This window comes from Pseudomonas sp. 5.2, from assembly GCF_059025405.1.
Genome location: NZ_JBYBHH010000011.1, coordinates 130,720 through 142,983 on the forward strand (window position 1 = coordinate 130,720; position 12,264 = coordinate 142,983).

At 62.2% G+C, this 12,264-nt stretch carries 14 protein-coding genes; 7 read left to right on the forward strand and 7 right to left on the reverse strand.

Annotated features, from left to right (window positions below; translation table 11 throughout):
- The first annotated feature begins 61 nt into the window (after positions 1-61).
- The gene (locus AC5PZ0_RS17910; protein WP_099428312.1) at positions 62-580 is read left to right on the forward strand and encodes an acyloxyacyl hydrolase; all 519 of its coding nucleotides are present in this window, start codon (positions 62-64) and stop codon (positions 578-580) included.
- A gap of 307 nt (positions 581-887) precedes the next feature.
- Here AC5PZ0_RS17910 and AC5PZ0_RS17915 read toward each other — a convergent pair whose 3' ends face one another.
- The 5 genes from AC5PZ0_RS17915 to AC5PZ0_RS17935 all read right to left on the reverse strand — a co-directional run bounded on the left by AC5PZ0_RS17915 (position 888) and on the right by AC5PZ0_RS17935 (position 5,966).
- Positions 888-1,589: an SDR family oxidoreductase gene (locus AC5PZ0_RS17915; RefSeq protein ID WP_493855450.1), complete on the reverse strand. Its 702-nt coding sequence runs from the start codon at positions 1,587-1,589 to the stop codon at positions 888-890.
- Complete coding sequence (gene phrB, locus AC5PZ0_RS17920) at positions 1,583-3,025, reverse strand: deoxyribodipyrimidine photo-lyase (RefSeq protein WP_493855431.1); 1,443 nt, start codon at positions 3,023-3,025, stop codon at positions 1,583-1,585. Before phrB ends, AC5PZ0_RS17915 begins: the two co-directional genes overlap by 7 nt.
- Positions 3,016-3,915, reverse strand: a complete 900-nt coding sequence (locus AC5PZ0_RS17925; protein WP_493855432.1) for a MerR family transcriptional regulator — start codon at positions 3,913-3,915, stop codon at positions 3,016-3,018. The genes phrB and AC5PZ0_RS17925 overlap by 10 nt, the downstream gene beginning before the upstream one ends.
- The gene (locus tag AC5PZ0_RS17930; RefSeq protein WP_274888096.1) at positions 3,905-4,873 is read right to left on the reverse strand and encodes a YbgA family protein; all 969 of its coding nucleotides are present in this window, start codon (positions 4,871-4,873) and stop codon (positions 3,905-3,907) included. The genes AC5PZ0_RS17925 and AC5PZ0_RS17930 overlap by 11 nt, the downstream gene beginning before the upstream one ends.
- Positions 4,874-4,979: 106 nt before the next feature.
- Positions 4,980-5,966, reverse strand: coding sequence for an NAD(P)/FAD-dependent oxidoreductase (locus AC5PZ0_RS17935; RefSeq protein ID WP_027594465.1), 987 nt, complete (start codon positions 5,964-5,966; stop codon positions 4,980-4,982).
- A gap of 187 nt (positions 5,967-6,153) precedes the next feature.
- On the opposite strand from AC5PZ0_RS17935, the gene AC5PZ0_RS17940 reads away from it, so the two are divergent.
- A complete protein-coding gene (locus tag AC5PZ0_RS17940) occupies positions 6,154-7,059 on the forward strand; it encodes a TIGR01777 family oxidoreductase (protein ID WP_027594464.1) in 906 nt (301 codons plus the stop codon).
- A gap of 13 nt (positions 7,060-7,072) precedes the next feature.
- Positions 7,073-8,086 (forward strand): ferrochelatase, encoded by a 1,014-nt coding sequence (gene hemH, locus AC5PZ0_RS17945; RefSeq protein ID WP_099428319.1) that lies wholly within the window; start codon positions 7,073-7,075, stop codon positions 8,084-8,086.
- 141 nt (positions 8,087-8,227) lie between these two features.
- On the opposite strand, the gene AC5PZ0_RS17950 is transcribed toward hemH, so the two are convergent.
- Positions 8,228-9,502 (reverse strand): uracil-xanthine permease family protein, encoded by a 1,275-nt coding sequence (locus tag AC5PZ0_RS17950; RefSeq protein ID WP_027594462.1) that lies wholly within the window; start codon positions 9,500-9,502, stop codon positions 8,228-8,230.
- A 2-nt stretch (positions 9,503-9,504) separates the two neighbouring features.
- The gene (upp, locus tag AC5PZ0_RS17955) at positions 9,505-10,143 is read right to left on the reverse strand and encodes a uracil phosphoribosyltransferase (protein ID WP_027594461.1); all 639 of its coding nucleotides are present in this window, start codon (positions 10,141-10,143) and stop codon (positions 9,505-9,507) included.
- 163 nt (positions 10,144-10,306) lie between these two features.
- Here upp and AC5PZ0_RS17960 point away from each other — a divergent pair, with 163 nt between their 5' ends.
- From AC5PZ0_RS17960 to AC5PZ0_RS17975, 4 genes are all read left to right on the forward strand, one after another.
- Complete coding sequence (locus AC5PZ0_RS17960; protein ID WP_027594460.1) at positions 10,307-10,864, forward strand: hypoxanthine-guanine phosphoribosyltransferase; 558 nt, start codon at positions 10,307-10,309, stop codon at positions 10,862-10,864.
- A gap of 2 nt (positions 10,865-10,866) precedes the next feature.
- Entirely contained in the window at positions 10,867-11,340 is a 474-nt protein-coding gene (locus AC5PZ0_RS17965) for a WbuC family cupin fold metalloprotein (protein WP_493855433.1), read from the forward strand.
- 66 nt (positions 11,341-11,406) lie between these two features.
- Positions 11,407-11,877, forward strand: a complete 471-nt coding sequence (locus AC5PZ0_RS17970) for a hypothetical protein (RefSeq protein ID WP_027594458.1) — start codon at positions 11,407-11,409, stop codon at positions 11,875-11,877.
- Between the two features lie 68 nt (positions 11,878-11,945).
- The gene (locus AC5PZ0_RS17975; protein WP_454242520.1) at positions 11,946-12,236 is read left to right on the forward strand and encodes a PA4642 family protein; all 291 of its coding nucleotides are present in this window, start codon (positions 11,946-11,948) and stop codon (positions 12,234-12,236) included.
- The last annotated feature ends 28 nt before the right edge of the window (positions 12,237-12,264 follow it).

Consider the following 12,264-nt stretch of genomic DNA (forward strand, 5'->3'; position numbering starts at 1 on the left):
TACCGATTTGCCTGACACGAGGCGAACACTAACAACAGCATTAGGAAGAAGGATGTTTCTTATGAGGAAACTGCTCGGCTTGGCGGCGGCTGCCGTCTTTACCTTGGGGCAAGCAGTGTCGGCGCAGGCGGCCGATGTTTCATTTTCGGTGGGGCAGACGGGTGACTCGACCATGGTCTACCGGCTGGGTCTGCAATCGAACTGGGACGCGAGCTGGTGGCAGACCAGCGTTGGCCGCCTGACCGGGTATTGGGATGGGGCTTACACCTACTGGGATGGCGACAAGACCGCGAGCAACCACAGCCTGTCGTTCGCACCGGTATTCGTTTATGAGTTTGCGGGGGATTCGGTAAAGCCCTATATCGAGGCCGGGATTGGCGTCGCGGCCTTTTCCAGCACCGAGCTTGAAAGCAATGAACTGGGCTCGGCGTTCCAGTTCGAAGACCGAATCGGTTTTGGACTGCGCTTTGCGGGCGGGCATGAAATTGGCGTGCGTGCCATTCACTATTCCAATGCTGGCATCAAGCAACCTAACGACGGTGTAGAGAGCTACAGCCTGCATTACCGCATGGCGCTCTAGCTACCCCGCACCCTTGTAGGAGCAGCCTTGGGCTGCGAAGAGGCCGGTAATAGCAGCAGAGATTCTTTGTGGTCTCACCGGCCTCTTCGCAGCACAAGGCTGCTCCTACAGGTCCAGCGTTTCCGGTACCTGGCGTCTTCCAATGCTGGACGGTGTAGAGCGCTACAGCCTGCATTACCGCATGGCGCTCTAAGCTGCCCCGCACCCTTGTAGGAGCAGCCTTGCGCTGCGAAGAGGCCGGTGATAACAGCCGAGATTCTTTGTGATTTCACCGGCCTCTTCGCAGCACAAGGCTGCTCCTACAAGATCAGGGCCGTAGTGGCCACAAGCTGCTCAGGTCCAGCGTCTCCAGTACCAATTCCGGCTCGCGTTGCGGTAATCGCCGCAACAGTTCCTCGGCAGCGCTTTCAGGCGTCCAGGCCTCGGGTATCGCTTGCGCCGTTGTCACGGGTGTTTTCAACGATTGCGGCCCCACTACCGTCAAGCTGATCTGCAGCTTATCCAGTACCTGGCGTTGCTCGCGAAACCACTGGGCAGTGCTGTTGAAGCCGCTGGCAACCTGGGTGGGTGCAAACAGCTGCGAGGCCGAGTAGCGATTGAGGATGGCCATTACCTGAGGTGCATCACCCTTCGTCAGCAGTGGCAAGGCACTGGCCAGGCAATGTTCGCTGGCCACCAGGTTGCCGCTGGCGATGGCCTCGAACAGCTCGTCATCGGGCACGTCGTCGGCCAGGTAATTACTGGTGCCGGCATTGATGATCAGGCAATCCAGCGAACCCCAAGTATTCAGCAACAATGTACTGGCTGCATCCGCCTGTTCCAGTACCTGCAACTGCCCCGGTAGCCGCACCAACTGCGGGGCGAAACGTTCGCCCAGCATATCCAGCGCTTCACATTCCCTGCCACTGGCGGCCACCCGATGCCCTTGCTCGAGCAGTCGCTCTACCAATGCCAGCCCTAATCCGTTACTGGCCCCTGTCACCCAGAAACTCCGAGTACTGTTCACGATACTGCCCCCTGATCCTGCCGGCGCGGAAGGCCTTTGAAGGCTTCCAATGCACGCTGGCGACTGCTGCCGAGATCGACTATTGGATTGTGATACGAATTAGGCGCAAAAAGATCCGCAGCCTTCACGGGCTGATGAATGGCTTTCTCATCCAGTGCTTGCAATTCCGGTACCCAGTGGCGAATGAATCGCCCTTGCGGGTCGAAGCGCTGAGACTGCGAAACCGGGTTGAAGATGCGGAAGTAGGGCACTGCATCGGTCCCGGTGGACGCGCTCCATTGCCAGCCACCGTTGTTGGCCGCCAGGTCACCGTCTATCAAGTGGCGCATGAAGTGCCGCTCGCCTTTGCGCCAGTCGATCAGCAGGTTCTTGCTGAGAAACATGGCGACGATCATGCGCAGGCGGTTGTGCATCCACCCGGTGTCCAGCAACTGGCGCATGGCGGCATCGATGATCGGGAAGCCGGTGCGCCCCTGTTCCCAGGCCGCGAGGTCTTCAGGCGCATCGCGCCATGGCAAGGCTTCGGTCTGGGTGCGGAAGGCGCGGTGCCGCGAGACCTGTGGATAACCCGTCAGGATGTGCTTGTAGAACTCCCGCCACAGCAGCTCGTTGATCCAGGTTTGGACGCCCGTGCTGCCGCTGTCGAACTCGCCTCGGTTGCAGGCGAGGGCGCCGTGCAGGCATTGCCGGGGCGAGATCACCCCAGCGGCCAGATAAGCCGAGAGCTGACTGGTGCCCGGCTTGGCGGGGAGGTCGCGCAGGTGATGGTAGTCGTCAATCGCCTCATCAAGAAAGCGCGTCAGGCGGCTCTGCGCCTCGGCTTCCCCTGCTGGCCAGTGGTCGCTCAAGGTGCGCGGCGGTGTGTCGAAGCCCTCTATTTGCTCGGGTATGGGGTCGCTGGCGATGTTCAGGGGCGACTGCGGTTTGACTCGAGGGGCTAACGCCGGGAGGCTGCGGTGCAAGTGTTCGAGGCAGTTTTTCTTGAACTGGCTGAAGACCTGGAAGTAGTCACCACTGCGGGTGAGGACCGTGCCTGGGCGGAAGAACAACTGGTCGAGGTAGCTGTGCGCCTGGATCGCTGACTGTTCCAGCAGTGCCCGCGTAGCCTGGTCGCGGCGCTCTTCGTTGATGCCGTACTCGTCGTTCCAGTGCACGCCCTCGACCCGGTGCTGACGGCAGGCGTCCAACACGGCCTGTGGCGCTTGATCCCACGTATCGATGGTGCGGATCAGCAACGGGATGTTGAGGGCCTCCAGCGACTGACGCAGCGTGCGCAGGTTGCGCAGCCAGAAGTCGACTTTGCAGGCAGCGTCGTCATGCGCCTGCCACTGGCCGGGGCTGACCAGCCACAGGGCTAGGGTCGGGCCGCGTTCGCAGGCTGCGCTCAAGGCGGTGTTGTCGTCGATGCGCAGGTCGCTGCGCAGCCAGATCAGTTGCATGGCGCATTCATCTCTACAGGCCGGCGGCCATTGCCTTGAAGCACGCGCAATGCCGACTGCGGGGTATCGAACAGGAAGAGCTCGGGAAGGTCGAAGGCGTTCAAGTGGGCCTCATGCAAGGCGAGCGTGGCGCCACCCAGCAGTTTTGGCCCAGGTATGCCTTGCAGCAGGCGCTGCAAGGCTTTGCTGTCGATGCGTGGCCCCAGGTGCAGCAGGAGGGCGCGCGGCTGCAGTGCGGCGATCGCCCGTTGCAACTGCGGGCCGCCAACCGGCTGTTCCAGCACTTCGACAGGGATGCCATTGCTGCTCAATAGCCAGGCGCATAGCCACAAGGCGGGGTCGAACGCCTGCTCGCTGTCTTCGGCCAGCAGCACCGCTGGGCCTTGTAGCAGTTGGTTGTCGTGGTACACCCGGGCGCCGAGCTTGCTGCGCAGCCAGGTATGGAAAAACACCTGTTCAAGCCGGGCATTGAAATAGTTGCGCCAGCGCAGCTCCAGGCTGTCGAGCAGGGGCAGCAGCAGTTGCTCGCACAGGGTGATGGCGGGGTACAGCGCCATGGCCTGGTTGAGTTGCTGGTCGAGTGCGCGTTGCGAGAGGTTGGCGATGGCCTCGATCAATTGCGCCTGCCGGGCCTGCCAGTCGCTTTGCGGGGCGCTGCTGGTGGGTTTGTCGAGCAGCTCACGCACCTGGCCCACCGACGCGCCGCGCTGCAGCCAGGCCAGGATCGCTTCGACCCGTTCGACCTGCTCGATGGAATACAACCGGTGCCCTTTAGCGGTGCGTTGCGGCTTGAGCAGGCCGTATCGACGTTCCCAGGCACGCAGGGTCACGGGGTTGACGCCGGTGCGGCGGGCGAGTTCGCCGATAGGCAGCAGGCTTTCAGACGGCATTACGAAGCCCCAGGCTCTCGGGGTGTGGTTGCAGGTAGGCTTGCTGCATCAGGTAAGGGTCGGGGTGTTTGCGCAGGTGATGCTTGAGCAAAGTCAGAGGCACGACCAGCGGCACCACGCCTTGTTGGTACTGGCTGATGAGGGTTTGCAATTCGGCTTTGTCCTGTGCGGTCAGGGCATCTTTGAAGTAGCCACTCAGGTGCTGCAGCACGTTGCAGTGCGTGCCACGGCTGGCACAGCGACGCAGCGCTTGCATCAGCTCGCTGAAGTAACGTGGCCCGATCTCCTGTGGGTCGTCATCGCGGCTCATGGTGCCGAGCAGCCGCCCCAGCGTGCGGTAGGCTTGGGGGTTGTTGGCCATCAACAGGTACTTGTAGCGCGCATGAAAGCGCACCAGCGCGCCGCGGCTGAGGCCTTCGGCCAACAGGCGCTGCCAATCGGCGTAGGCGTACACGCGGCTGATGAAGTTTTCGCGCAGCACGGCATCGTGCAGGCGGCCTTCCTCTTCCACCGGCAGGTCCGGGCGCAGGCTGCAGAAAGCGTGGGCATAAACGCCGCGGCCGCCATGGAAGGCGGGGTGGCCGTTGTCCTGGTAGACCTTGACCCGTTCCAGGCCGCAGGAGGGCGATTTCTGCATGAAGATGTAGCCGCAGATATCATCGAGCTCGCCGGCCATCTGCTCGCCATAGGTGCGCAGCGGGCCGGTCAGGTCCATGCCGGGGTTGCGGGTGCCGACCACTTCGGGTTGCTCAGGGTTGCCGACCAGGCGGATAGGATCGCGCGGTACGCCGAGGCCGATAGCCACTTCTGGGCAAACGGGCACCCATTCGAAATGCGCTTCCAGTTGCGTGCGGCACAGGTCGGAGGCCTTGTGCCCGCCGTTGTAGCGCACACTGTGGCCGGTCAGGCAGGCGCTGATCGCGATGCGAGGCTTGCTGTGGGCGGTGGCGGCTTGCATGGCTGTCTCCGGAAAACCTGTACGTGAAATCAAATTTGTACAAGTTTATTCCAGCACAGCTACGGAGTTATGCAAACAAGTTTTTTTGTACAGGTTCAGCGCCCGCTCAGTCGAGGTGTTCCAGCAGCCGTCGGGCCGCTTCCTGGCCGCTCAGCCAAGCCCCTTCGACCCGCCCGGACAAACACCAGTCGCCACAGGCATACAGGCCTTGATCGGCATCGGCCAAGGCGCCCCACTCGTGGTTGCTGGTGGGGCGTGCATACAACCAGCGGTGGGCGAGGGCGAAGGTGGGGGCCGGTACCACGCAGCCGACCAGTTCGGCGAACTCGCCCCACAACTGCTCGATCACCTCTTCCTTCGACAGGTCGATGTGCTGCCGGCTCCAGTTCGACGTGGCATGCAGCACCCAGGTATCGAGGTGCTCGTCACGCCCTGGCTTGCTGCGGTTGCGGGCCAGCCAATCGAGCGGGTTGTCCTGCACGAAGCAGCCTTGCATCGGTGTGTCCAGTGGGGTCTGGAAGCCCAGGGCAACCGCCCAGGTGGGCTCCATCTGCACGCCTGCGGCCACCGCAGCGAGTTTGGGGGTCGAGGCCAGCAGCGGCGTGGCCTGTGGCGCCGGCACGGCGATTACAACGCGGCTGAATGGGCCGTGGCTGCAGCCTTCGGTGTCTTGCAGGTGCCAGTACTGTTTGCCGCGGAACACTTCAGCAATGCGGCAGCCAAAGTTGACGGTCACATCCTTGAGCAGGCCACGCGTGATGGCGCTCATGCGGGGCACGCCGACCCAGCGTGTCTGCTCGTCTGGGGAGGGGGTCAGCTCGCCATCGCGGTAGTTGTACAGCTGCGGCTTCCACTGCTCGGCCCAACCGGCGGCTACCCATTGCTGGACCTGTTCGACGAAGCGCCGATCACGGGCAGTGAAGTACTGGGCGCCCAAGTCCAGCGCGCCAGCGTCGCTGCGCTTGCTGGCCATGCGCCCGCCACTGCCGTGGCCTTTGTCGAACAGGTGCACGGATTGCCCGGCCTTTTGCAGCGCCTGGGCGGCGGACAGACCGGCGATACCGGCACCGATGATGGCAATAGGTACTGTCATGATGGCCTCTTCAAACCTTGCTGTGAGCAGACTACGCTGTCAGGCAAACCTGTACAATGCACAACTTTTGTATAAGGTTATTCCGCTTTATAGAGCAGGTTGGCCTATGTTTATCCGAGAGCGTCGGGTCAAAAAAGTGCCTTGATCTTAAAAATAGACCACAGCCGCATTCTGCGAGGACACAGCCATGCATATATTGCTGACAGGCGGCACTGGCTTGATTGGCCAGCACCTGTGCCAGTTCTGGCTCGGCCAGGGCCATCGCCTCACGGTCTGGAGCCGCCGACCGGAGCAGGTGCCCAAACTGTGCGGTAGCGGGGTGCGCGGTATCGCCCAGCTGGACGAACTGCAAGCGGATGATCACCTCGACGCGGTCATCAACCTGGCGGGTGCGCCTATCGCCGACCGGCCTTGGACCGGAGCCCGGCGCAACCTGTTGTGGGCCAGCCGTATCACGCTCACTGAGCAACTGCTGGCATGGCTGGGTGCGCGTGAGCAGCGCCCCGAGGTGTTGATTTCCGGTTCTGCGGTGGGTTGGTATGGGGACGGCGGTGAGCGTGAACTCACCGAGGCGTCCCAGCCGGTGCGCGAAGATTTTGCCAGCCAGTTGTGTATCGCCTGGGAAGAAACAGCCCAGCGTTCGCAAGCTCAAGGCATCCGCGTGGTGCTGGTACGCACCGGGTTGGTACTGGCCAGCGATGGCGGCTTTTTGTCGCGCCTGCGGTTGCCTTTCAAGCTCGGGCTGGGCGGGCCGTTGGGCGATGGTCGGCAGTGGATGCCGTGGATCCATATAGACGACCAGGTCGCCCTGATTGATTTTCTCTTGCAGCATAAGGACACCAGCGGTCCTTATAATGCCTGCGCCCCAGAGCCTGTGCGCAACCGTGAGTTCGCCAGGCGGCTGGGCCGTGCGATGCACCGGCCGGCGCTGCTGCCTGTGCCTGCGCTTTTGCTGAAGGCAGGGCTCGGCGAGCTGTCGACGCTGCTGCTCGGCGGCCAGCGGGCGCGCCCGGTGCGCTTGCTGGCGGCAGGTTTCACTTTCCGTTTCAACGATCTGCAATCGGCCCTGGACGACTTGTCCAGCCGCCTCTGACATAGGACGCTGCATGACCGATCACGCCCTGCTGCTGGTTAACCTGGGGTCCCCGGCCTCCACTTCGGTGGCCGATGTGCGCCGTTACCTCAACCAGTTCCTGATGGACCCGTACGTGATCGACCTGCCTTGGCCGGTGCGGCGCTTGCTGGTGTCGTTGATTCTGATCAAGCGCCCGGAGCAGTCGGCGCACGCCTACGCGTCGATCTGGTGGGACGAAGGCTCGCCACTGGTGGTGCTGACCCGCCGCCTGCAGGCTGCGATGGTCGAGCACTGGCCCCATGGCCCGGTCGAAATCGCCATGCGCTACGGCCAGCCGGCGTTGCCCGAAGTGCTGGAGCGCCTGGCAGCTCAGGGCGTGCGCAAGGTCACCTTGGCACCGCTTTATCCACAGTTCGCCGACAGTACGGTGACCACCGTGGTGGCGTTGGCCAAACAGACGGTCAGCGAGCGCCAGTTGCCGTTGCAGATGCGCGTGCTGCAGCCGTTTTACGACCATCCCGAGTACATCGAGGCGTTGGTGGCCAGCGCCAAGCCTTACCTGCAGCAGGATTACGACCACCTGTTGCTGAGTTTTCATGGGCTGCCGGAGCGGCACCTGAAAAAGCTCGACCCCACCGGTAAGCATGATTTTCAGGCGGCCGATTGCTGCAAGGACGCCAGTGCCGAAATGCGCGCCGTGTGTTATCGCGGGCAGTGTTTGGCCACGGCCAAGGCCTTTGCGCAGAAAATGGGCATACCGGATGGCAAGTGGTCGGTGTCGTTCCAGTCGCGCCTGGGGCGCGCCAAGTGGATCGAACCCTACACCGAGACGCGGCTGGACGAGTTGGCCAAGGCGGGGGTGAAGAAGCTGCTAGTAATGTGCCCGGCGTTCGTTGCCGATTGCATCGAGACGCTGGAAGAGATCGGCGATCGCGGCAAAGAACAGTTCATCGAGGCAGGGGGCGAGGAATTGCTGCTGGTGCCGTGCCTGAATGATCACCCAGAGTGGGTGAAGGTGCTGGCGGGGATGTGCGAAAAAGCCTGAATGAGTCCGCCCTTGTGGGGGCAGCCTTGTGCGGCGAAGAGGCCGGTGATGACACAGAAGATTGATGTGTTGTCACCGGCCTCTTCGCAGCACAAGGCTGCTCCTACAGGAGAGGCGTTTTGCGGCAGGAGCCCGTGTCACTCAAGGCAGCTGATCATCCAGCTTCTTGTTCTTCCAGCCATCATTGCCCGGCAGGATCAGGTTAAGGGCAATGGCCACCACGGCGCACAGGGCGATGCCCTTCAGGCCCCAGTCGTCCGGGCCGTCACCGCTGCCTATCAACACGCCGCCAATACCGAACACCAGGGTCACCGAAACGATCACCAGGTTGCGCGCCTCGGCCAGGTCGATCTTGTGGCGGATCATGGTGTTCATGCCCACCGCCGCAATCGAGCCGAACAGCAGGCACAGAATGCCGCCCATGACCGGTACCGGAATGCTCTGCAGCAGCGCGCCGAACTTGCCGATGAAGGCCAGGGTAATAGCAAACACCGCCGCCCAGGTCATGATCTTCGGGTTGTAGTTCTTGGTCAGCATCACCGCGCCGGTCACTTCGGCGTAGGTGGTGTTGGGTGGGCCACCGAACAGGCCGGCAGCCGTGGTCGCCAGGCCGTCACCCAGCAGGGTGCGGTGCAAGCCAGGCTTTTTCAGGTAGTCGCGTCCGGTGACGCTGCCCACCGCAATCACCCCACCGATGTGCTCGATCGCCGGTGCCAGGGCTACCGGCACGATGAAAAGGATGGCCTGCCAGTTGAACGCTGGCGCGGTGAAGTTGGGGATCTCCAACCACGGTGCAGCGGCAATCTTGGCCGTGTCGACCACGCCAAAGGCAAACGCCAGGGCAAAGCCCACCAGTACGCCAGAGATGATCGGCACCAGGCGGAAGATACCCTTGCCGAAAACTGCGACGATCAAGGTAGTCAGCAGTGCCGGCATCGAGATCAGCATGGCGGTCTTGTAAGGCATCAGCGCAGCACCGTCACCGCCCTTGCCCATGGCCATGTTGGCAGCGATGGGCGCCATGGCCAGGCCAATCGAGATGATCACTGGGCCAATCACCACAGGCGGCAGCATGCGGTCGATGAAACCGGTGCCTTTGATTTTTACCATCAGCCCCATGAAGGTGTAGACGAAGCCTGCGGCCATTACGCCGCCCATGGTTTCGGCCAGGCCGAACTGGCCCTTGGCAAGGATGATCGGGGTGATGAAGGCAAAGCTGGATGCCAGGAACACCGGGACCTGACGGCCGGTGACCAGCTGGAACAGCAGCGTGCCGATACCGGCGGTGAACAGCGCGACGTTCGGGTCGAGGCCGGTGATCAGTGGCATCAGCACCAGCGCGCCAAATGCCACAAAGAGCATCTGCGCGCCCGAAACGACCTGGCGCCAAAGCGGGTCGTTGAAGCCGTCCTGCATGGTCAGGCGTCCTTTTGCTTGGTGCCGAAGATCTTGTCGCCGGCATCACCCAGGCCTGGCACGATGTAGCCGTGCTCGTTCAGGCGCTGGTCGATCGATGCGGTGTAGATCTGTACATCCGGGTGGGCTTTTTCCACCACATTGATGCCTTCGGGTGCGGCGACCAGCACCATGGCGCGAATCTCTTTGCAGCCCGCTTTTTTCAGCAGGTCGATGGTGGCGACCATCGAGGCGCCGGTGGCCAGCATCGGGTCGATGATCAGGGCCAGACGCTGGTTGATGTCCGGCGCGAGCTTTTCCAGGTAGGTGTGGGCTTCGAGGGTTTCTTCGTTGCGCGCGACGCCGACGGCACTGACCTTGGCACCTGGAATCAGGCTGAGCACGCCGTCGAGCATGCCGATGCCGGCGCGCAGGATCGGGACGACGGTAATCTTTTTACCGGCGATTTTTTCGACCTGCACCTTGCCACACCACCCGTCGATCTCGTAGGTTTCCAGTGGCAGGTCCTGGGTGGCTTCATAGGTCAGAAGCGCGCCGACTTCCTGGGCAAGTTCGCGAAAATTCTTGGTGCTGATGTCGGCACGGCGCATGAGGCCGAGCTTGTGGCGGATCAGCGGATGGCGGATCTCACGAGTGGGCATAGGGGGGGCTCCGAAAGGCGGGCAAAAAAACCGCGCTAGATTAATCTATTCAGCCTGTGCTGTCGTGTAGTCCTTTTGGACGTTAGTCCATAAATGCTTGATCTGTGGCGAGCGGATGCGTACCTTTGCCCGCTTTTCCAAAATACCCCCCCTGGAGAGCGCAATGCCCGCCGATCTCGAGCACATCCGTCAAGTCATGCGCGAAGCAGACTGTCTGTACACCGAAGCCGAAGTCGAAGCGGCCATCGCCAAGGTCGGCGAGCAGATCTGCAAAGACCTGCACGACAAGAACCCGGTGGTCTTCTGCGTGATGAACGGCGGCCTTATCTTCTCGGGCAAGCTGCTGACCCACCTGCAGTTCCCGCTGGAAGCGTCGTACCTGCACGCCACCCGCTACCGCAACCAGACCAGCGGCGGCGAGTTGTTCTGGAAAGCCAAGCCAGAAGTCTCGTTCATCGACCGTGACGTGCTGATCGTCGACGACATCCTCGACGAAGGCCACACCCTCAGCGCCATCATCGAGTTCTGCAAGCACGCCGGTGCGCGCTCGGTGCACACCGCGGTGCTGATCGACAAGGACCACGACCGCAAAGCCAGCCCGGACCTTAAAGCCAACTACGTCGGCCTGCCCTGCGTCGATCGCTACATCTTCGGCTATGGCATGGACTACAAGGGCTACTGGCGTAACGCTAACGGCATCTTCGCCGTCAAGGGGCTGTAACCATGCGCCAGCCCGCGTTCATCGACCAATCGCTGTTCGCCGAGCTGGCGCAGAAGGCTGCCGCCAACCCTCGCGGGCGGCAGCACCATAACTTCCATGAGATGGAAGAGCCTTGCCACCGCATGGCAGTCGGGCTGCAGCCGACGACCTACATCCCACCCCATCGGCACCTGAGCGACGACAAGGCCGAAGCACTGATCGTGCTCAAGGGGCGCCTTGGCCTGTTGATCTTCGATGAGCACGGTGCGGTGATTGAAAAGCGGGTGCTGCAGGCCGGCGGCGACTGCCTGGGTGTAGACCTGGCGCCCGGTACCTACCACGGGTTGGTGGTACTGGAACCGAACAGCATTCTCTTCGAATGCAAGGCCGGGCCGTACCGGCCAGTGGGCGAGGGCGAGCATGCCCACTGGGCGCCGCGTGAAGGCGAGGCCGGCGTGGCCGAGTACCAGGCCTGGATGCGCGCCCAGTTCGATTGATCGCGGGCTCCCGGTACAGGCTGAACACAGCATGCTAGAGTGCCTGTTCAAGCCAAGGAGCCTCACATGCGTGCGATTCTTCCCCTCCTGCTGGCGGTCAGCCTGCCGATCTGTGCCGCACCGCTGCACAGCCAGTTTCTGCCGCCTGACGACCTGTCCCTGCGCCAGGAAGCGCCGACCGGTCAGCAACTGCTGCAAGTGACCGATTATGCAGTGGTGGTCGGTGCCCAGCGCCAGTCCGACCAGCAACCAATCCCCATCACCGCATCGTTGCAAATGCGCCTCAAGGGCAAGCCGCTGAGCAAGGGCGCCACCATCGCCCAGGTGCTGCTGACCTTCGATGGCGAAGCCGGCAAAAGCTTGAAAAAGCCGGTTTATGATGAGAAAACCCGCACCTTGAGCCTCAACTACCCGGTCAGTGATTACCGCGTGATCATGGACCTGCTGCGCAACGAAACGCTCTACGTGCAGTTTCTGACCTACGGCAACGGCCATATCTGGGCTGACCTGCACACCGGCACCGTACGTACGCGTTGAGGCGCGCGCCCTGCGGGGGGTAAACTGCCGGCCTTCGAAATTCCGTGATGGTCCAGTTGGAGTCGGCAATGCGTAAAGACAAGAAACAGGTAATCGGTGACGAAATCAGCGACGACTACATCAAGTCGTTCCTTCAGTTCGAGCCGGCCGATGGCGTGACTTCGCCGTCGCTGCACAAGCTGGTCAAGGCTTACCGTGGCCTGCGTGTCGACGACTTCGAGCGTTTCGTCGGCTTCTTCGTCGAAGCGGGCCTGGACCTGGATGGCAAGGACGAGCACGGCAAGACCTTCATCGAACAGATCGCCGACCAGCGCAATGCTCCTGAGTACATCGAGATCATCGATAAAGCCCGCGGCTGATTGTTAAGCCTGTACTGGTCTCTTCGCG